The organism is Pseudomonas fjordensis (genome assembly GCF_976987115.1).
The window spans coordinates 3,299,314-3,320,631 of sequence record NZ_OZ336860.1 but is presented as its reverse complement, the minus strand read 5'-3'; the positions used below and the strand labels follow the sequence as shown (position 1 = coordinate 3,320,631).

The 21,318-nt window shown below is 53.8% G+C and carries 14 protein-coding genes and 1 pseudogene; 6 read left to right on the top strand and 9 right to left on the bottom strand.

Annotation, left to right across the window (positions count from 1 at the left end; all coding sequences use genetic code 11):
• Position 1 precedes the first annotated feature (1 nt).
• A complete protein-coding gene (locus tag ACWHXD_RS14785; protein WP_139129452.1) occupies positions 2 to 1,456 on the top strand; it encodes a hypothetical protein in 1,455 nt (484 codons plus the stop codon).
• Between the two features lie 414 nt (positions 1,457 to 1,870).
• Here ACWHXD_RS14785 and ACWHXD_RS14780 read toward each other — a convergent pair whose 3' ends face one another.
• Positions 1,871 to 2,158, bottom strand: a complete 288-nt coding sequence (locus ACWHXD_RS14780) for a hypothetical protein (RefSeq protein ID WP_171905453.1) — start codon at positions 2,156 to 2,158, stop codon at positions 1,871 to 1,873.
• 232 nt (positions 2,159 to 2,390) lie between these two features.
• Between ACWHXD_RS14780 and ACWHXD_RS14775 the strand changes: the two genes are divergently transcribed.
• Positions 2,391 to 2,678 carry a helix-turn-helix domain-containing protein gene (locus ACWHXD_RS14775; protein WP_019817042.1) on the top strand — a complete coding sequence of 96 codons (288 nt, stop codon included), beginning with the start codon at positions 2,391 to 2,393 and terminating at the stop codon, positions 2,676 to 2,678.
• A gap of 630 nt (positions 2,679 to 3,308) precedes the next feature.
• A complete protein-coding gene (locus ACWHXD_RS14770) occupies positions 3,309 to 5,348 on the top strand; it encodes a hypothetical protein (RefSeq protein WP_019817039.1) in 2,040 nt (679 codons plus the stop codon).
• 234 nt (positions 5,349 to 5,582) lie between these two features.
• Here ACWHXD_RS14770 and ACWHXD_RS14765 read toward each other — a convergent pair whose 3' ends face one another.
• From ACWHXD_RS14765 to ACWHXD_RS14735, 7 genes and pseudogenes are all read right to left on the bottom strand, one after another.
• Positions 5,583 to 6,119 carry a hypothetical protein gene (locus tag ACWHXD_RS14765; RefSeq protein WP_499084173.1) on the bottom strand — a complete coding sequence of 179 codons (537 nt, stop codon included), beginning with the start codon at positions 6,117 to 6,119 and terminating at the stop codon, positions 5,583 to 5,585.
• Between the two features lie 98 nt (positions 6,120 to 6,217).
• On the bottom strand, positions 6,218 to 6,958 hold the full coding sequence (gene istB / locus ACWHXD_RS14760) for an IS21-like element helper ATPase IstB (protein ID WP_064491510.1): 741 nt from the start codon (positions 6,956 to 6,958) through the stop codon (positions 6,218 to 6,220).
• Positions 6,955 to 8,475 carry an IS21 family transposase gene (gene istA / locus ACWHXD_RS14755; RefSeq protein WP_081273177.1) on the bottom strand — a complete coding sequence of 507 codons (1,521 nt, stop codon included), beginning with the start codon at positions 8,473 to 8,475 and terminating at the stop codon, positions 6,955 to 6,957. The genes istB and istA overlap by 4 nt, the downstream gene beginning before the upstream one ends.
• 110 nt (positions 8,476 to 8,585) lie before the next feature.
• On the bottom strand, positions 8,586 to 9,416 hold the full coding sequence (locus ACWHXD_RS14750; RefSeq protein WP_499084171.1) for a hypothetical protein: 831 nt from the start codon (positions 9,414 to 9,416) through the stop codon (positions 8,586 to 8,588).
• A complete protein-coding gene (locus ACWHXD_RS14745; RefSeq protein WP_019817037.1) occupies positions 9,413 to 11,236 on the bottom strand; it encodes a VPA1262 family N-terminal domain-containing protein in 1,824 nt (607 codons plus the stop codon). Before ACWHXD_RS14745 ends, ACWHXD_RS14750 begins: the two co-directional genes overlap by 4 nt.
• A 250-nt stretch (positions 11,237 to 11,486) precedes the next feature.
• A pseudogene (locus tag ACWHXD_RS14740) lies at positions 11,487 to 12,107 on the bottom strand (tyrosine-type recombinase/integrase).
• A gap of 106 nt (positions 12,108 to 12,213) precedes the next feature.
• Positions 12,214 to 13,269 (bottom strand): hypothetical protein, encoded by a 1,056-nt coding sequence (locus tag ACWHXD_RS14735; RefSeq protein ID WP_019817036.1) that lies wholly within the window; start codon positions 13,267 to 13,269, stop codon positions 12,214 to 12,216.
• Positions 13,270 to 13,577: 308 nt separating this feature from the next.
• Between ACWHXD_RS14735 and ACWHXD_RS14730 the strand changes: the two genes are divergently transcribed.
• Positions 13,578 to 17,960: an NACHT domain-containing protein gene (locus ACWHXD_RS14730; protein ID WP_139129451.1), complete on the top strand. Its 4,383-nt coding sequence runs from the start codon at positions 13,578 to 13,580 to the stop codon at positions 17,958 to 17,960.
• A gap of 468 nt (positions 17,961 to 18,428) precedes the next feature.
• Here the strand turns inward: ACWHXD_RS14730 and ACWHXD_RS14725 are convergent, their stop codons facing one another.
• Positions 18,429 to 18,824: a hypothetical protein gene (locus ACWHXD_RS14725; RefSeq protein ID WP_069556933.1), complete on the bottom strand. Its 396-nt coding sequence runs from the start codon at positions 18,822 to 18,824 to the stop codon at positions 18,429 to 18,431.
• A 277-nt stretch (positions 18,825 to 19,101) separates the two neighbouring features.
• Here ACWHXD_RS14725 and ACWHXD_RS14720 point away from each other — a divergent pair, with 277 nt between their 5' ends.
• Both ACWHXD_RS14720 and ACWHXD_RS14715 read left to right on the top strand, forming a co-directional pair.
• Positions 19,102 to 19,641 carry an AAA family ATPase gene (locus ACWHXD_RS14720; RefSeq protein ID WP_069556932.1) on the top strand — a complete coding sequence of 180 codons (540 nt, stop codon included), beginning with the start codon at positions 19,102 to 19,104 and terminating at the stop codon, positions 19,639 to 19,641.
• Positions 19,642 to 19,644: 3 nt separating this feature from the next.
• The gene (locus tag ACWHXD_RS14715; RefSeq protein WP_069556931.1) at positions 19,645 to 21,318 is read left to right on the top strand and encodes an adenylosuccinate synthetase; all 1,674 of its coding nucleotides are present in this window, start codon (positions 19,645 to 19,647) and stop codon (positions 21,316 to 21,318) included.

Genomic DNA, 21,318 nt, shown 5'->3' with positions numbered 1-21,318 from the left:
CATGAAACTCACATATGGACACTTTAACTATATTCCATTTGAGTCATCGTGGGGGATCCTGCTAAAAGCAAGCGCATTAAACTTCACTCGCCCGTTACAACTACTCAACGAGATTTCACGATTTCAGCAGTCCAGTCGTCCTGTTCAGTACTGGAGGGGGCGTGCCATTGATGACTCCAAGCTGGCCGAAGCGCTTTCCCTGCCATATCCTGCAGTCAGGCGGGCTTTTATCGATAACCTGGTGGAATGTACGCCATTCAATTCGGTGGTTTATATACGACACTGCGCAAAATGTATCGCTCTAGGTTACCACTCAGTGTTCTTTCTTCTCCAAATGATAAAGCGGTGCCCTTGGCATAACCTACCACTTGAGCTATGCGTGCCCTGCAGCAATGCCATGAGGCTAGGACTATTTTTTTCTCCATCACCTGGAGGATTCGTCGCCAAGACGCGCTGCGATCATTTTGTTTTTGATTCTTCCGGGTCCGTCTACCTGAATAGCACTACTCCAGAGCAGCGGAATAAGTATGTGGAAGTTGGCTTAAGGATCGAAGCATGGCTTCATGCTGCGAGTGCAATGAAAGATCCTGTAGTCGACTACGCAGTGTCTCTGCTTCACGCCGCCAAAGTAGAAAGCACAGACTTTAACGAGCAAGCGCAGTTCGTCAATATCGGTCTCAATTTCGCGATCACCGAATTACGAGGATTCCCCTTTCCTAACGCAATCACTACTCGACCCATCCCTCCTTATAGAAAGATCGGCGCTACATACAGTCATCAAGAGGCTACAGATTTTGATCTCAGCGCGCGAGAAGTATACGTTCGATACCGGTGTGTTCGTCGATACTTGTACAAGACGTATGTGAAACCGCATTTGGAGTGCTATAAATATCTGAGTTCCCTAGATGCTCAGAGTCGACATGGTCTCGACTGCCGGTGCGCCTGTACGGTGTCTGCAGCGTTTTTGGCTTGGCGTTTAGCGTTGCACTATCGATTTCCTGCTGATGGGCGCGCGATCAATCTTACTACACCGAGTTGGCGTTTCCGTCCGACCTCTCCACGTCAAATTATGACTCTCTGGATAACGCAGTTTTATGCTATCTGGACCGGCATTGAATCCAGATGCGCAAATTGCAACCGAGACCGGGACCGTTTTTCGGTTGAGCTGTCGGGTGGAGATTCCCTTATGTTGGGGGCGGATGTCATCAGCATTACCAGTGTTGACGTAGATAAAAGTTCTGATGTGACCTGCTTGCACGTTTGCTCCGACTGGCTATCTCGGCAAAGCGATAAGCGATGCAGTATGAGGTTACGCGTTAGCGACCAGAGTAATTTTCACGCAACTGAAGCCGTCAACAGCTGGTCCTACACACCCGAACCGAAGACTTTTCTACGCTTTTGGTATGGCAAACACAACAAAATAGGGCGCCCATCGCCATTTGTAGCCGCAGGTTGACGTAGATTCACCTGCTTTAAAAGACGTTTGTCGTTCATCCGATAAGGGTGGCGGCAAGCAGGTGTGACGGTTGTTATGAAATGCCTTCAAAACTGCATACCATTTCTCACCTATGGCTCTAGCATAGTCATTTGCACAACGATGCCAGCCTCGCTAGTCTAGGAGACTTTTTTCACTTTTAACCGCAGAGCGGGGTTAGTGCTTAGCGCTGTGTTTTTTGGGGCGACGACTGATCGATAACTGCCTGGTTAGCCAAATCAACGGTGCCCAATATAGCTTCCAGCAATCCAATATGTACCGTACTAGCGATTGTATAGTGCTCGGTTCCTTTAGACTTCCCATTAGGCTTTACCCCCTACACTGGTCTTTTTGAGGAGTACGTATTTCACGCTGAGTGTTTCTTTGCAGTGTCTTTTAGCCCTTCGCTAAGTAGATGGTACACACAACCTGATCTGTCACGTCGTCTGTTTGCCCTTGGGTGTAGAGGCGGTCACCTAGCACTCTATAGATGTAGGATTTCGCTTTGCCTGGGCCGTTCCCCACCTCCGTCAATTCCAGGAGAGGCTCCATCAGCCATCGATCGGATTTGTTGACATAACTTGGGCTGACCAACTGAACGTCTTCCACCCATGCTGTAGATGTTTTCTCAGTCAAGACGTTCTGCAAGGTCTCTACCTTGGACAGCATCAACATTTGGCTCATCTGCAGGCCATCCTCATGATGAACCAATCGTACGTAGAACCAAGGCACATGCAAGCCATGCTCGATGTACGACCATAGCTGTACGTCCTCGCATAGAAATGCCGGCCTGGGTATTGCCGCATCCCGTGTCGTTCTAAACATACCACCGAAACCCTAGCGAAAATGAACACTATAGATTGTAGCTCTAAAGTGGTCGTTGCTGCCTTATAGTTCCTTTTGCGAGTTGTGCAAAATGGAGCTAAACCAAGCATTCGGACTGGCGCTGCAGCGTCTCAGGAAAAGCAGCGGGCTTACTCAAGAGGACTTTTCGACCGTCAGCAGTCGTACGTATCTCAGCACCTTGGAGCGCGGTCTCAAGAGCCCTACGCTGGAGAAAGTAGGGGAGCTGGCCTCCGTGATGGAAATCCAACCGCTGACGCTGCTCGCGTATGCCTATTTGCTACGCGATGAAACGCTCAGTCTTGAAGGAATGCTTGCTCAGGTCTACGGTGAGCTAACGGCGCTCGCATCTGAAGGTTGAGCGAGGCGACGGATCAGGACTAAGTCAATGGCGACGCTCCTGCATGCGGAGTAGGTCGGTGCCTAGCATGAGGTTGTGTGGGGCGAGCCGATATGGATGCACTTGCCCCGTGGAGCGCGCATGCCGGTGAAGCCTTCGGGCGAGAGCCCATGCCGCCAAGCCTTAAGGCTTGGTTCCGCCAAAGCATATTTATTTATGTGGAGGAATACGATCTTATGATTTAAGAGTTCCTGTGCCTATTTTCTCTTGCTAAAACAACCATCCAGCGCACATTTCTAATGGCAAAGCATCATTGCTGTACTTCGTGACATTTGACATCGCAGCGGGGTTTTAAGTCGCCCTATCCAAGTCTAGAGAGCTCTGAAGTCAGGTATCAACGTCAAAATTTGACTAGGCATATCCAAATCAATAAGCTTGAAGGGCTCGCTCTGAGGTTCGTGGGTGAAAACCTCCTCTCGGAGACACTTGAAATGAAAAAAGCCCATCACCCGATGGGCTTTTTTTTTGCTAGCAAACTTCTGAAAACGTTTGGTTCTACTGGTCGATCAAGTCAGCATCGCCCTCATGCAGACAGCGCCCGACTCTGGCATCGTGAATGCTAGGCAGTGAGGCCAATTTGACGAGGTAGATTTGAACGTGAACTGGGGAACGCTTGGGCTAGAAACACAGGAACAGGACGCGCTGGGCAGACCTATTTTCCCGCAACAATGGGGCGCACACCTGCATGACTTGGCTTCTGCAACCGTACATTCGCAGCACACTCCATTGGGGGCATCTCCATTTTCGTTCAGCGACATGAGCGGGGAGCAATTCGAGCAGTTCTGTTGGTGGCTACTTAGAAAGGATCATGACCTAGTTGGGTGCCAGGTGCTGGGCAAACAGGGAGCAAAACCTCAGGGCGGAATCGATTTGTTTGCCTTCCATCGTTCGCAGCCGGACGTATTGCGGGTCTATGAATGCAAATGCTGGAAACGATTTACTCCCGGTGCGTTAAGGGACACGGTGGATCGTTTTCTCTCTGGACGATGGGCCGACACCGCGCGCGTATTTACCTTGGTTCTTTCCAGCAGTGGCGTGCAGGGGTTGGGAGGCGAGTGGATTGAGGCTCGCAGAAAACTAGCCGACCGAGGCATCGAAGGGGTGATTTGGACCGCCGAGCATCTTTCAGAGAAGCTGCAAGCAGCACCTGACGTGATCAGTCGATTCTTCGGTGAAATGGCGGCGGCGGGGTGGGGGGCAGGGTGGATGCGACGGGTCGCTTTTCACGACGCGCTGCTTCAGGCGCTTGAAGACCCGCGACCGCACGTATCGAGGCTGGCTCATGACTTTATAGGTCAGGAGCGAGGCGCGAACGAGGAGCTGATTACCTGCCACGGCACAGACCGAGGCTGGTTCATGAGGAGGCCTTGGATCGAAATTTCGGCGCTGCTGCCTCGAGGCAAAGAGTTTCAGTATCCGGGATCTGCCATCGTTTCGCTGAAGCTTCCCGATACCGCGGGTGTGGATGTGGTTCTGGATCAAAAGTGGATGTTAAGGAACTTTCTGGGCCATTCTGAGAGCCCTGTATCTTCTGAAGCTAGGCCATTCTTCAAGGGGCCCCTGGCCTCGGACAAAATTGGCGAAATCGTCGATCTCAATCATTGCCGTTTCATAATCCCTCCTGAGGCCCTCAAGGAGATCATCAAAGCTTCGGATGCGCTTTCTGACGTATACCTCGGTGCGTTGCGGCAGCAAGAGTCTGATTGGGAGTCAGTGGGTTTTCCAGTCGTAACTTGGAACGGGCCGCAGGTGGCACTCTGCAAAGTGGATAGGCGGGTCTGGGAATGGATTCTCGCGTTCGCCAATCATCATGACGTACGTAAAGGCACGACTGAGTGGCATATTTTCCATGAGGCTCAGGATCGGCTGATGCCATTCTGTGAGTTGGGCTACAGGGGTATTTTCTGGGGGGTAAATATCCCCGATCTTTGCGATGAATCGGAAATAGCTATTCTTTGGGACCCGTCCTTTCTTGACGGGCGCGCGGACCGCCGAGCCGTCTGGTCCTGCATTGATACCTACACCTGGATTTATGAGGAACTGCTACCCGCCATCGGTAGGTGGATTTCCGCGAGTCGCTTCACGCGATTGCAGCGTTGGTTGCATCCGAAAGCAACGCAAAACGAGATGGCACGGATCGTAGAAACTTGGACCAGCGCTTGGATAGTGAGTGAAGTCCGAAGTGTGCATCTGTTGCCAGGAGACGCCTTCCGTAGCCTTGGGCTTTTTCTGACATTAAGTCGCCTTCAAAGCTTCTACAACATCGCAGGACGCTGTAGTCGGGCGCATTTTAGTCTCGAAGCTTGTATGGGGCTTTATCGCACGCTGCTCTGCTTGCTTGAGGGCGGGCGTGGGAATGCGCCTTACATGGGAGCTAACCTGGGACTACGAGCTAGCTGTCAGGACCACGCTGAGCTCAGAACCCACCTCGCCGAACAAATGAGGTGCGGGACGATCATCACCGAACCGGCTAGCGTAGAATATGTGATGCGCGCCATCCTTGAGGCAATCGGCGAGGACGACGGATGGGTTGATCCACGAATACGTGATGCGGCGTTCGAATCACTGATGCCTTGGATGGTATTTCATGACAGGCAATTGCTTATTGAGCGACACAGCCGATACATCTGAGACCGCCCGTTTCATTTAGGCCCCGCCAAAAAAATGGATCAGACCACGATTCAAGGTGTGCCGGGAGGAGGGGTCATAGCGAAGGGCAGCTTTTGGCCGATAGCCGCCTTTGACGGCATCTGGCTCGCCACCGAGCCCATGGATATGCTTCGCCGGTACCGAAACCGTGCTCGCCAAAGTGGTTACCTTTTTTTGTCGGCGAAGCCGCACTTCTGTTGCTACCGGTGTTAAACGCTAACGTGCATGGGCGTCATAAAACTCGTAACGAACGCCAGCGAATTCGCTCTCGGGATTTATGGCAGGAGGGAGTGCATGAAGACCTTCACTGGGTGGATGCAGCAGTGTTAGCGCGTGTTTCACGAGGCGTACTCGAGAGGAAAGACGATTTCGCTCATTCAAGAGCGAGCTCTTGGCTGGAAACCAGGTCTGCTCGACGCACGCAATTTCGACCTGCAGTTTCTCAATTTCAGCTTTTATCTCAACCTCAGGAAGGCTTGCGTAGTAAACGGCCACTGGAAAGTCGAAGGAGCAAGTCGAAGGTGCTGTCAGGCCCGTTCCAGCTTCCTTATGGCCGTAATCCCAATTATCCCAGCGCGTGAAGGCAAGACGCCACATTTCCCTCGAATCCTCTACCCCCTTCGTCTGGATGAAAGGAACGAGAAGCCTTGCAACCGCGTTAGCGGTGCTGGGTAGTGTCCAGAGCTCTACAGCATCGATGAAGGCGGCCCAGTGCATGGCGTTTAGCTGGGCCAGCGCAATCGGGAGCGCCATCTCTGTCACCGTGTCTTCATGTGGATAGCGAGCCAAGTGTCAATGGCCATTAATTTTGACCCACTTTTGGCCAATAGAATTGACCCACTTGCTCACCGCTAACCGCCGGTTTTCTGCTTCAAACGATAGCTCTCACCTCCCAGCATAAAGATGTGTGAATGGTGGATCACGCGGTCGATGATGGGCACGGCCACGTTGTCGTCATGGAAGAACTCGCCCCAGCTGGTGAAGTCCTTGTTGGTGGTCAGGATGACCGAGCGGTACTCGTACAGGTTGTTGATTAACTGGAACAGGTTGTACCGGGCTTGGCGCGTCATCGGCAGGTAGCCCAGCTCATCGATGATCAGCACGTCGTATTTGCTCAGCTGATTAAGGCGCTTCTTCAGCTCGCCCTTCATTTCCGCCAGCTCCAGATCCTCGACCAACGCCAGAGCCGTGCGGAACAGCACCTTGTAGCCCGCCTGAACCGCCTTGTGGCCAATCCCAATGGCCAAGTGGGTCTTGCCCACACCCGGTGGTCCGATGAACACCAGGTTGTCGCGGTTGTCGATAAAGCTGAAGTCCAGCAAGGTGCTGACCTGGCGCTTGGTGATGGTGGTCTGGTGCCGGTAATCGAAGGCCTCCAGATGCTTCTCCGAGGGGAACTGCGCCTGCTTGAGGTTGCGGCTTACGCGGCTACTGGAGCGGGCGTTAAGCTCATGCTCGACCAGTGACTGGGCGAAGCTCAGGTAGGACAGTTCATTGGCTTCGGCTCTGGCCAGCAGGGTGGCCAGCTCACCCGCGGTCGCGCTGAGGCGCAGGCTTCGGTACTGCGCGATAGTGCTGTCGAGCAGGCTCATTGGGTCACCCCGTGGCCAGTCGACTGGCCAATGCGGGCATAAGCGTTCAGGTCGGCGTGACTAACCTGGCTACCGGCCTCTGGCGCATAGTCATGGTCGCCGATGATCCGGCCCCGCGCCTTGGCTTGCTGCCATGCTTCGAGGTAGCGCTTGAGCCCGGTGGCGGTCAGTTCACTGCGCTCGCACAACTCGCCGAGCAACGCCGTATCAACCGGCGCATGGGCCATGAGCAGGTCGCGTGCAGCAACCAGCTGATCCTTGTAGATACGCGGCGAAGTACGCTTGAGCAGTTGGCACAGGGTTGCCCCAAGGGCATCGGGCAGGATCGAGTCGATGCCGCGCTCCAGGTCGGTAATGCGCTGGGCATGGTCTCGGTAATGGTTGTTGTTCTTGATCATCCGGCCCTTGGCCTTGCACAGGTCATGGGTGGCTATGAGTTCACCGCTCTCCAGGTCATGGATCAGCAACTGGTTGTCCTGTGCGCTGACACCGACACGGGCTTGCTGCCAGGCCATGGGTACCGAGTACTTGTTGGCCTGCCATGAGATCAAGCCGGTCTTGTCGACCTTGCGGGTCTCCCTTGTCGGCGCCACGTGCAGCAGGTTCTGCGGGACGAGATAGGGCTTGAGCTGACTACGCTCCAGTGCCTCGAAATGCGCTCTTGGATGCTGCCCCGTCGTGCCGTGCACGCGTGCGTTGGCGACAGTCTCGAGCCAATCATTCAGGTGCTGTCGGACGGCGGCCTCGTCCTGGAAGTGCTCGCCGTAGAAGCAGTCACGCTTGACGTACTTGACCCCGGCCTCCACCTTGCCCTTGCTCTCCGGGTCATAGCCCTCGCAGGCATGGATGCGGTACCCGACGGTAGTCGCATACTGGTGGAAGCGCTGGTTCAGCGTCAGCTCACGGTACTGCTCGTTGATCACCACCATCTTGGTCTGATCGTAGATGCACTCCTCGGTGACGCCGCCGAAGTAGCGGAAGGCCTCGTCGTGCATCTGGATAAACCGTTCGGTATCCAGCGGCCGGAAGTTCAGACCGACATACATCAGCCGTGAACAGGACAGCACAAACACCACAAAATGAACGACACGCTCCAGGCCGCCAATCATGACGCCTCGCAGCTCACCGGGGTCGACCTGACACTGCACGCCAGGCACTGACTCAACGACCGGCTCGTAATAGCGCAACTGGCCACTGGCAACCTGCTGCTTGAGCGCTTGCACATAGCGGCGAATGCTCCGGTCTGACACCGCCAGCTCGGTGGTGCGCTCCCTCAGGCGACGGGCCAGCTTGACTGCGCTCAGGGCTGGAAACTGACCCAACTGATTAATCAGATAATCGCGGTGCTCGTCGAGCACCTTGGTGCGTGAAGGGTCAGCAATGGTAGCGCTGATCTGCATCTCATCCAGGTGGAGATACTTGCGTACGGTGTTCCGGGAAATCCCCAGCTCACGACTGATGGCACGGACCGACAGGCCTCGGCCCTGGTCATACAACCCCTTGATCTTGTGAATCACAACCCACTCCTTCAATGATCTGTCCCCGGCCTGTGCATAAGGCGGGTGACGCTACATGGTCGGTGGCCAATGCCACTATGGGTGGGTCAAAATTGTTGGCCAGAGGTGGGTCAGTTTAATTGGCCATTAACAGCCAAGTCCATGATCCACCCTCGCCACCTCTCGGTCTGGGCGACCTGAACATGCAGCGTGGCAATGTCCGCCACTGTCGCTTCTGGTACCTGTGCTGCTGGGCAATCAGCGAGGGAACAAACGCTGAAGTATTTGAATGTAACGTTGTTGACTGACAACGCGAGTTGAACGGATTGCGATCCAAGTAGACGTTGGACTGCAAACGAAAAAAGCACATCTCGCTTTTCCTGAATTAAGCGCGAAACTTCGGCAGGCGCAAATGCCGTTAGCAGCAAGATCGCGACGCAAGCATCCGGCGCTATGTCTGCTTCCTGATGACGTGTCAAATGTCGAAGCCGATGGTAGTTGGCATCGCGATCGGCTGTTTGAAGTGCTTCGCGCAACTCCTGCTGAGATTGGTGCCGGGATATCATACGGATATCCGGGGACGATTCTTCCACCAGGGTGACCAGACCTTTTATGAAATTAGCGTGCGAGAGCGCTTGTGGAACGATCTGCGCAGCCTCTGAGGCTGAGGGTGAGGCAATGTACAGAGTAGTCAAGACAATTCGAAGGGGACTGAGGCTTTGGTCAGGGTCTAAGGACAGCACTTCAAGTTGCCGAAGCGCCCATTGTTGAGCATGAGTTCGATGCAATGCCTGCTCTTCCGGAGTGCCAGACTCGGTTCCGTGCCAAAGAAGTCGATTGAGCGCCCGATTGAAGGCCTTTACCTCACTTGGGCTAGCAGCGAGGAGCGTCACTTGGCTGTCCCCTAATGCGGTGGAAACAGCCTCGGGCATATTAATAAGTTGTAACGACTGTTCTTTCATACCGTGCGCTCCGTGTCGGGAACGCTTTTCCATATTAAGTATTTTTCCTTTTGAAGCTGTCCCCACAAGTCTTGGAAGGCCTGTGCAATTGCTTCGCCGTGCGTGACTTTCTGCAGTATGTGGTGTTCAGCACCGAAGCTGTTGATCGAGGTCCCCAGCGACCAGACCAAAGCGGAACCCTGAGTTCTTGGGAAAATGATGAAGCGGTCGTGGAATGCCCAGCCTGCGCCTCCTTCGCGAATGCGAAACTCAAGCTCAAGTCCAAGACAGTTGCCTTTCGCCGACTCCAGCTTTTCAGCTAGCAAACGTTTCAAGTGTTTTGCTTTCTTACGTGCCTTTATTCGACTTTCCCGGTCATTAGTCGGTTTAGGGGCCTCCCCAGTTTTTGTGGAGTCACTGATAGTCTTACCGGCAGTCAAGGCAAGAAGTCGAACGCCATCATGTGGGCAATAGAAAAGTGTGCGTAGCACGTCATCCGCATTGAGGTAGGGATCCCACAACCACACACCTTCATCACCATGTTCGCAAATAAGCTCGTGCAGGTCCTCAAGTGCGGCTGTCTTTCTTTTGTGCTTCGGCGGGGCGTAAACTAGCGGCCCTTCTTGGCCAATACCAGCAGCCTGAACGTCTGATGATGTCTCAGAGGCATGCGGTGGGTTTGGATCTGCGTCGAGGCCGTATTGCACGAACTCCTTGCGTGCCCTTAGGCTTGAGATGGAATCGCGGAACACTCGTTGCGCAACCCAGGGCTCCCGCGGTCTTTCGGGAGGGCTCCCAATGAGCCGCCCTAGTTCAGACGGTTCTTTCAGGCAAATCGTTTTTTGGCATTCATTTCCATCAAAATCAGTGAACCGAAACTTGCGACTTTTTGCGCTGGCTCCTTCGCCAACGGCCCTCGTCGACATCCGGAGAGACGTGAAAAACCTCATCGCTGGTGTGGCGCATAAAAGGACCCGTTTTTCCAAGTCCCAAATACGTATTCGTCCACCGCCCCCGCGAGCGTTGAGCTCAAGGGTCGCTTCGCCGGTAGTGATGACTGCCGAATCAAAACTACTTAAGGCTGCGTTGTCTAGAATCTCGGCGGTGATCTGGACCTGTCTGGGAGTAACGTCGGGGTGCCAGGCAATGCCTAGCCGATGCTCTCCGCCGGGGGAGTTACGAACGACAGTAGAAAACACTGTCACGGGTAGCTGGATGATGATATTTCCGAGACGATCAGACATACCGTCCAGTTTTATCGGCACTATTTGCCCTACGACGTTCGCAAGCTGAGTCAGTCGGCGGGTGTCCTCGAGCAGGAATCTGAGATGCTCCTTAGTCGTATCAAACAGCTCCAGCGTATGGGAGCCTTCGAAGAAGTTGTTCTTTAGAACACCGTTCCAAGGGGTTGGTTGGTCTGCATCGGGGGGGATGAACTGAGGCGGGGTGGCGGCAAGAGCGCCGAACTTGATATCAGCGGGTGATGTCTTCCAGTGACCACCCACCTCACACTCTGCGAACTTTCTTAAGAAAGCGGAAACAGAAAGTCGATATCGCATAACGCCGAACGAGCAGCTGACTTTTGGGAGCTGAATCCGCTCTTGGTTCAAACGAACAGCGTTCCAATCAATTTCACTCGGTGCTTCGCCCGGCTCCGCTACGGCGAGTGTTAGCACATTGAAGATTTTTTTGTCCTCAAAGCCTAGAATTTCGGTGATCTCGACGCTGTTGTAAAAACCCAGTACGCCTGGCTCCATGAGCTCAACCAGCTTGGCTCGTGTTCTTACTAGATCCCAATCAATCGTCTTTTTCAGCATGATTTGACCATCAATAAATGCCATGTCTGCCGCTCAATTGCCGTGTTCAGACAGTCAGCGGTAGCAGCCGCAGAAAGGTGATGTTATCGCACGACGATATGACCGGGCCGTAAATGCTGCACAAGGGGGGACGAGGACGCTCGAATAATCGCTCTGATTACTTTCAGTCCATACTGGGCTGAGGTAGAGGCTACTTTGAGATGTTAGCGTGCATCAGAGAAAGTCCGCTTTTGGCCGGATAGCAACGGCCTAGCATCGACCGTCGCAGTGATGGTCAAACTTCTGTCTGCTCTGCCATTTCCAGGGCATCATCGACCTCGATTCCCAGGTATCTGACGGTGCTTTCAAGCTTTGTATGACCAAGCAGGAGTTGGACAGCTCTCAGGTTCTTTGTCCTGCGATAGATTAGCGATGCCTTAGTTCTCCGTAGCGTGTGAGGACCGTACATAGCTGGGTCAAGGCCAATGGCTGTCACCCACGCTTTGACTATTCGAGCGTATTGTCTGGTGGAGAGATGGTCTGAGTCGTGCAACCGGGTCGGAAACAAGAAGTCCTCGCTGCGGAGACGGGCCTGATGCATCCAAGCCTCAAGAACCGTTCGGGTTTGCTCAGTGATTTCAAATTACACTGGATGCTGAGTTTTCTGTTGCATCACGATGGCCTGTGACAATACATGCTCCCCATGGGTTATGTCTCGGACTCGCAGTTTGGTTAAGTCACAGGCACGCAATTTGCTATCGATGGCCAAGTTGAACAGCGCCAAATCCCGTGTCTTCTCCGCGAGCTGGAGTCTGACCCGTATGGACCAGATATCTCTGATTCGGAGCGGGGCTTTCTGCCCGACAAACTTTTCCTTGTTCCAAGGCTGATGGCTGCATTTAGCTATGGTGTTCATGGCTCGCCCTCCACGTTGAGGGATGACAAGGGTGGATCAGTCACAATGGCTGGAAGTCGCTATCCGACCCAAAGCTTACCCTTCACAAACCCACCCAGCAGCGATGTTAGGTCTCGCCAGCGAGTTTCGATGCTTGGCCCCTGATCCTTTCGAGAGTCTCAGTGACGTGCTTCGGATATTCACCGCTGAAGTACTCGAAGGTAAGGGGGTTGGCTGTATAGAAGTGGCAGCATAGATCGACCCAGTCTTCCGTTTTCAGCGGGCCATTGATCTTGAAGAGCTTGCTCGATCTGGCTTTAATGTGTGCAGGGTTCTTCATCGTCATGTTGAAGTCGGAATCCCGCCGCTGGAAATATTCTTCTTTCGTGAAAAGCTGGATCGCGCCGTCAAAGTGCCTGAAACAGTTGGCCGCGAGATCGAACTCGGCGTGCAAGTAGCGGGCGGGGAAGAAGTATTGCCCCCCGACCTCAATCTGAATGTCCTCTGTCTTCATTTCCAAGGCCTGGAACGACTTGATGCCATTTAACTCGCTCCACTTGATGTCTAGACAGTACGCGTCGGCGAAGAAGAAAGAGATATTCCGAGCGTCCAGATCCAGTGGCGGGCGCAGCTTGGCGATTCCGGTTTTGATGTTTCTTATGTCCTCGCCGAATGGAGCGCCATACCAGGTGTCGGCCTCGAAATAGCCTAACCCGCCGACGTCGACCCGGACCCGGTCTTCGTCGAGGGCAATGTATTTTTCTATGCCGGGACCGTCGAATCGCCAGAACAGATCTACGAACCTCGGGGCCCAGTTGTTGACTGGGTGCATTCCTCGCCGGTAACAAGGGTGGGCCATCAAAATAAAGTCGGGGCCGGCAAAGCATCCTTCGTGATGGAGGCTAGGAGGGAGTCGGTTTGCGATCTCGTTAAATGGCAGCAGTCCATCGCGCTCGGCCCTGATTGGCCCCAATAGCGTCCTTGCGATGCCCTGCGCCTTGGCAACGATGCCGATGGTCTGGATGTACTCGAATGACTCCGCACCGAGGATTACACCTTTGGATGCGGCTAAAGCCGTGAACTTCGAAATCAGGTCATTTGCTTCGGCAAGCCGTTTGCGGGACTGCTTTTCCATTTCCGTGAAATAACGGGCAATCATCTCGTCGTATTCTTGGTCAACCATCATTATTTCCGAGTAGATGATAAGGGCCCCTAAATATACATTCGCGACCCTTACGATTGGACGATGGTCCCCATCGAACGAGTTCGAACGCGCGGAGTACTAGACCTGGATTAACTGCCACTGGCCCGCAGCTCGTCAGTTAATGGCCGATTGCAGTCCATTGGGAACGACTCCAATTGGCCAATTTTAGTGTTTCACTCTGCTCGTTGAAACTGAATGCAACTGGGAACACACTGAGTTTGTAAGTCTCAAGACCGTTGGCTATATCACATTTGGTAGAGCTGTAAATTTTCACTACAGAATTTTGAATGTCTATGCGCGACGATTTCCGGGCCCAAACCATTCGTAATCTTGCCGCTCGTGTGGGCTATCACTGCTCGAATCCTTCCTGTATGCGCTCGACTTCCGGCCCAGCATTAGCTGAAGAAGGGACGGTCAACATCGGTGTCGGTGCGCACATAGCAGCAGCGGCACCCGGAGGAAAGCGTTACGACCCCAACATGAGTTCCGCCGAGCGCAGCAGCCCCATGAATGGTATCTGGATGTGCCAAAGCTGTTCAAAACTCATCGATTCCGACGATTCGCGCTTTACGGTCGCACTGCTGCAAGAATGGAAAGACACGGCAATACAACGGGCGTTGGGTGCGATCGCCGGTGGCGAACAGCTAGGTTCTATTAGGCCTGCTGAACTGCTCGATGATGCAGACCAGGATTTCCTTCGGGGGCTCAACCTTCCAACCGTTGAAGCGATCGATGCTGTCGGAGGACGACTTCGTGCGGCGACACTAAGAGACATTCAAGGTTTCCGTGCTGCACCCGGTCAACCCGCGCGAACCATTGCGCTAACGCTAAGACTTGAAGGTAGTTCCACACCCCCAGTGACGTTTGAGAGCTTTGCACGACTTGTTTCGCTTGCTGAGCCAGTTGGCGTTGTCGCGGTAGGCGGCACCGGGAAATCGACCACACTTTTACAGCTTGCAGAATGCATGGGAAATCAGGAAGGTTTGATTCCTATGCTTGTCCCCCTCGGTGAGTGGTCTGACCGACTGGAAGATTTTTTTGATTTCGTCCTGCGTCGTAGCGCTTTCTATGGCATCCGGCGAGAACACTTGATGCAGCTGGCCTACCACGGGAATCTTGCTCTGCTGTTGGATGGCTGGAATGAACTACCAGCCGATGCTCGGTTGCGAGCAACTCGTGACCTGACGGCGTTACAGCGCGACTACCCGCAACTCGGCATTGTCATCAGCTCACGACGTCAGGCTCTACCGGACATTCGGCCGATTATCGTGATCGATCCCCTTTCCGATGAGCAACAGCTAGAGATCGCGCAAGCGGTGAGGGGGGATGAGGGCGTTGGTTTTGTGGATAGGGCATGGCGAACGCGTGGAGTGCGCGAGTTAGTGAGCAATCCACTTTATTTAAATGCTTTGCTGACGTTGCCCACAGGTGCGGAATTCCCGGTGACGAAGGAAGCGGTGTTGCGCATGTTTGTGCAGCAAAATGAGAGCGCACCTGAGAAAGTCGAACGTTTGCAGAGAGATGCTGTTGGTCAGCATAAAGCCTTTTTGATTGGGCTTGCGGTCGAAGCAATCCGTGGCGCGAATACTATAGTCGCCGACACCAGCGCTAACCGCATCATTTCAGATGTCACGAAGTGTCTTATTGCAGGGGGACAAATTGGCTCAGCACCGCAACCCCGTGCGATTGTTGATGGGTTAGTTGCCGCGCACTTGCTGGTTCGCTCGACTGGCATCGACGGAGCAGTGAGTTTCCAACATCAGTTGTTCCAAGACTGGTATGCGTCTTTGGAAGTAGAGCGTGTGATGCTTGAGGCGTCAGCAGGGGATGCGGATGCGCTCAGCGTGCTGCGCGAACAAATGCTCAATTGGCCGAGCTGGGAGGATTCGGTCCTCTTCGCATGCGACAGAGTTTCACGTGAAGGCGAAGAAGGCGTGTGGTCAGTCGCAGTTGCGATTAATGAGGCGCTTAAAATTGACCCGGTTTTGGCTGCGGTAATGCTCGAGAGAGCCGATGATTTGGTATGGCGGAAGGTGCGCGATGGAGTTCTTGCTTTTATTGAGTGCTGGCACCGTCCGGGAGAACTTGATAGAGCTGTGAGATTTATGGTTGCCTCTGGCAAGCCCGATTTCGTGCAAGCAATTTGGCCGTTTGTGTCAAGCACAGAACGTCAAACTCAGTTCGACCTATTCGGATTAATTGATCGTTTTCACCCCAGTGTCCTCGGAGTCGATTGTGCGATCCATTTGGGTGAGATGCCTACGGCCCAGCGATTAATAGCTTTCCCTGAGATCGCACGCAATAGTGGATTCGATGGCTTAGAACTAGCGGTTGAACTGGCTGCTTCCGATCCTGATCCGGACGTAGTTGCCGCCGTCGTAACTGCACTGGCGTTCCGCCGAGCTGACCGCCATGTGAACCTAATTCTAGAGACTGCTTCGGACGCGGTTTGGGAAGTAATAGCGCACGCGGGTTTCCCTGATCATCTCACTGATGTGGAGCTTAATGCTCGTCTTATTGCTCAGCGCGGAACGGCACGCAATGCTGACGCTACGCCAGGGCAATTGCTTGACTGGATCTTGCAAGAGCGCCCACAGGATACGGAGTTCCAAATTACGCAGCTTATAGGGGCGGTCGAGTTCGAGCCCAATGGCAGCCGGATCGAACAAGCAGTGATGACCTCATTCTCAAAATATCCGCTCGCCGTTGCTGCTGGGCTCGTTGCCAGAATCGCCGCGGATTTACCACTTCCCTATCACATAGAAGACTATCTCAATGAGACGCCACTGATCGATACAGGACCAGTCGCTGAGGCTGCTTTCGACCCGCTCACCTCGGGGCGCCGTTTAAATGCTGCGGCGGCTGTCATTGGCCCGGTCACCATCGCTGTGCTCTTCGACCAGTTGTTTGTGATAGATAGTCAACTAGAGGCTCTTCTCGGTCGATACGATGAGCCATTGTCGAAAGCCTATAATCGATTGGTAGACGCGCTATCCAGTACACGGCAAAACGTCTTCGCGCAGGTGCTTGTGTCCAAATCCGAGGAAGCTAACTATCGTCGCATCGGCTTGCTAGCTGACGTCCTAGCCCGTCATGGTGGTGGCGATACGAAGCCTCCGTTTGACGATGAACATCGCTCGAATTTGTCTCTCGTCGTTGGCACTTGGATGGACACATTACAAGCTATGCCTCAACTACCCCGTAATGTTGCTTCCGAGGTGGCTCGAGCCGCTGAAAGAGTTGCGGATGCAGCGCTGGCGGAACCATTGCTTAATCTCATTGAGCGTGACTTGGTCGAATATGAGATTGAACGTTCTGGTTGGCTTCAAGCTGGGGGACGTGGAGGTGTGATCCCAGCGGGGCATTCGTTGACGTACTCCCGGGCCTTGGCAGCTATGCATGATGCACCCGCCGTCGCAGTCCTTATTCGAGGGTTGAGTGACTTACGTTGGGGTAAGGAGGCAGCAGGGGCGTTGCTGGATATCTGGCTGGCCGATCATTCCCCTTCAAAAAAACCGAACTTCAGTCGGTCGACCGATTATTCGCATCATCTGATTCGGAGAGCGGAGCGCGTGACGCAACGCCCCGTGACTTCAGATTTTGCGGAGGCGATCTTTGCTGTGGCGATGGATTTCGGAGTTGCTTCAAAGTCTGGTGCAGAGCAGAAGCATGCTCTCGTACTTGTCGGTGTAGGTCTTGCTTTACCGCACGGAGCAAAGCGACCAGAAATAGATTTGCTTCTGTCGCTTCCTCAGCCGACACCGTGTAAGCATCGTTTATTGGTAAATGCTGCTCGCGCCGGAGAAGTTATTCCCTCTGCGATATTGATGGAAGGTGTGCAGGCGCTACTCTCCGAAGCCCAGGAACAAAGATGGCGACTTGACGAAAATCGTGGAGAGTTGATGGGATGGATTGACCTGTTCCCTTTTTCCGACGGTCCAGAACGGGTACACGATGCCATATTTATGTTGTCGGATCAGCACCGCAGCCCATACGCTTTACGGCGTCTGTTGGAGACCATTCCCCAAAGCCCCGCCGATACTGCGTTTGTCATGCTAGAACGTCTGGCCGCTGACATCCCCGCATTTTTGGGTGATTCCCAATGGACAAGCGCGGTGTTGAAGTTGAACACTCTGGAGGCGGCTGTTGCGGTGCTTGAGCACCTTAGCGAGGGCCGAATCCCAGGAGGGGATGGCTTCCACCTATCGTCTGAGTTAACGAGGCTTGCCATTTCGCTCCCTGATTTCCATAGGATTCTGATCGAGCGCTACCTTGCACTGCCCCCCGGAAACACTCGCCGTGTTCTTGAAATGGCAATGGATGATTTACCTGGTGAGGATAACTTCATGGCGCTTTTTGAAGGTAATGTCCAAGCCCCTCATCCTTTTCAACATCTGGGTAGGGCGTTAAGAAACCTAGCTATTTCCCGGCGGCCCTCGGAGCAATGGAGGGGCGCTTTTGAAGAGTTTGGATTGCCCCTTAAAGGGATTCGCGCACGACTTTTCGCAATGTTGCCTGCCAACGATGCACGCGCACGGTTGGCCAAACAATGCTTACTGGCAATTGAAGAATACCGAGACGAAAAAGGGCGAATTAACGGCGAGCCGCGGCATCCGGATATAGCAACGGGTCGAGCATGGCCGCCGGAGGCCGAAACTCAATTCGTGTGACGCGGCTATTGGGGCAGACTACAAAGCGAGCTGGTGCGTCTACTGACCGCTTTTGGCCCAGAGTGTGTAAAAACGCTTCGCCAAAATTGAAGTGTGCGCGTCTACGTTAAATCTGAAATTTATCGGCACGTCAGCAGATATGGATTTCGCGTAGAAACGCGATTTTCAGTCCAGTTTTGAGTAGCTGTCGCGCTCAAAACTGTTTTTACACAGCCTCGGCCGGCTGCTGCCGTTCTCCAGAGGCAGCGGTGGATCGATAGCCGCCTGTCGTGCATTTGTCGGCGTAGGGTTTCGGCTAACTACCACATCCTGCTCGAAATCGCGCTCACTATATTTATGGTCAGCGCACACACCCTGATCAGGCGGGCCGAGAAACGCTGCGTCAAGCAGGCAAAAAGCAGTACTGGAGCGTGAGTGGTCGGAGCTATGCAGTTAGTTGCAAAAAGGCCCAGGCCTGACAGGCCGAGGTCAGTCGTCAGTATCTGATTCAAGGGCCTTGGCTTCTGCTTCCCCCGGCAGCGTATCAATGACGCTTACGCTCGTGCATGCTTTTAATAAGCGCTCCACATCCTTTGCGCTGTATCCATTGGCTTCAATGACAACCGAGCCATCTTTTACTTGGACCATTACGCGTCGGCTTTTCCGAGCCTCGACCCAAGAGATGATCACTTTAGCAATGCCGTTCCAAGGCATAGCATCGCTCAGCGCTGAGATCATCTCGGCAAATCCCGAAGCCTGCGGCTGTCCTGAAAACTGCATCACGCTGGAATGGCGAATGGAGGCATCGTCTAACGCCGCAAGAAAAGAATCCCTACTGTGCTTAAAAAGAGTGAAGCGGATCGCGATTACAGTCTGGTCACTCATTGGTACCGTCCCTTCAGGCATGATTTTAGAAGCGGCATTCCGCGTCCATGGCAATGGTACTCGGGCACTCAATCTCTAACAGTACTCAATCGCTTCTATACGCTTAATCTGAGTTTAGGCTATGGCATTGGGTATCTATCATCGGCAGCAGCGGTATTTACTGCAAATTTCAGCTAGTTGGTGCCTAGCTTCGGTTTCACGAAAATCCCGGCTAAATTCACCAACTAATCTACACTTTATCGTTATATTGGTTTCGCAAGACAGGGATCGTCAAAGCATGAAGCGACTACTTCTCCTAAGTGGCCCGATGGCCAGTGGCAAGACGTCGGTTTCCGCCGTCCTCCAAAAACTCCATGGATTTGTTCCGATCAGCAGCGGCTCCTTTCTGCGTGCGCACCTGGCTACCCGGAGTGAGCCACTTGATCGTCATAACCTCCAAGAACTCGGCGACTCTCTCGACAAGGCCACCGACTTCTCTTGGCTCATAGACTCTGTAGCAAACCCAGCCATCCAAGCTCGGCCAGACGTCGAAAACTGGCTCCTGGATGCTGTCCGCAAGCCCCGGCAGGTTGAACTGTTCCGACTCCGTTTCGGCAGTGCGGTGAGGCACCTGCACATCATTGCGCCCGAGGCTGTCCTGCAACAGAGGTACGCTGCACGAAGCGCTTCCCATCTCGATGAATATAACGCCAGCGTGTTGCATTCCAACGAGCAGAGTGCCCGTTCGCTCTCAGGTTTTGCGGACAAAGTTCTCGATACATCCACGTACACCCCGTTTCAAATTGCGGATCAAATATTAGGAATCTGGGAGATGTAGCTCATGGAAACTCGTCAGATCGTAGTGATCAGTGGCAAGACCTGTAGCGGCAAGAGTGGTTTGGCCAGTTTGTTGGAGAGGGAATTTGGCTTCGCCGTGGTTTGCGATCGTCGAGCCATTGATGATTCCGAGTGGCGCCTTCGCGTGGCGCAACCCGACATACCTGATCGTCGTCACGAAGCGAAAGACGCTGACCAGTGGATGCTTCGGGAAACCCAGGCAGCGTGCGAGGCGGAGAAAGATGGCCGACCGTTAGTGGTGGATCACCTGAATACGCTTGCGCAGGTGCTGCAGTTTCGACAGGTCTTCGGTGCAAACCTGGTGCATGTACACCTTTACGCAAGTGACCCTACGCTCCATGGCCGTTATGCAAAGCGAATAGAGGGTGAAGCCAATCCTTTGTCTTATGGCGAGGTCAATCAGCTCAAGGATCAGGCAGAGATCCAGGCGCTCAAGGATGATGCCGACGTCCGCATTTACACCGAACGCTCGGACTCAAATGACACGCTGGTGCGGGTTGCCGCTCGGTTGCATCTGTACACACCGCCTGAAATCAGATGCGTGGATGTGCTGATTGGCGGGCAGTATGGAAGCGAGGGGAAGGGTAACATCGTCGCTTATCTCGCGCGCGAGTACGACGTGATGATTCGCGTCGGCGGGCCCAATGCCGGACATACGGTAGCCAGTTCTGCCGGCCCTTACACTTACCACCATCTGCCTTCTGGGTCGCGGGACGTGACAGGACGACTGCTTCTCGGCCCGGGCATGACGATTCATTTGCCAGGGCTTTTGAAAGAAATCGAGGAGTGCGGTATCGGCAACGATCGACTATTCATTGATCCCCGGGCCACCATCATTGAGGAAGAAGATATCGGGACAGAGAGGGGCGGGCATCTGGTCTCAACAATTGCATCAACAGGGAGCGGTAGTGGAGCAGCCGCTGCTCGGCGTATTTTGAGCAGGGGTAAAGAGATCCGGCTCGCACGAGATGTTGATGAGCTTCGTCCATACGTCGGTACTCCTGGGAACTATCACGGTTGCACGTCAGACCGTTTGGAAGAGGCCTACCGCAGCGGCCATTCCATATTGCTGGAGGGAACGCAGGGCAGCGGGCTGAGTATTTTTCATGGAGATTATCCTCACGTGACGTCCAGGGACACGAATGTTGCGGGATGCTTGGCTGAGGCTGGTATATCGCCCAGCAGGATCCGCAAAATCCTGATGGTCATTCGCCCCATGCCTATTCGTGTAGGCGACCCCGACGGTGAGGATGGACATACCTCCGGGACGCTCAAACATGCGACGACCTTTGATGACATCGCAGCGTTTGCGGGCCTTGAAGCGCAGGCGTTGAACACCGCAGAGAAAACCTCCACCACCAAACGCAGCAGGCGAGTCGGATGGTTCGAATGGGATCAATTCAGAAAAGCATGCGCCCTGAACGCTCCGACGGATATTGTTCTGACGTTTGCCGATTACTTGAAGTCATCCAATAGCAAGGCGCGCAGGTTCGAGCAGCTCGATCCGGACACGATCAAATTCGTCGAGGAACTCGAGCGCGTTTCTCAGGCGCCTGTCTCGCTTATCAACACCCGCTTTTCCAGAGACCCCCACGCGAGCGATTTACGCTCTCTGATTGATCGGCGGAATTGGACTGCACGTTCTGACAGGAGATAA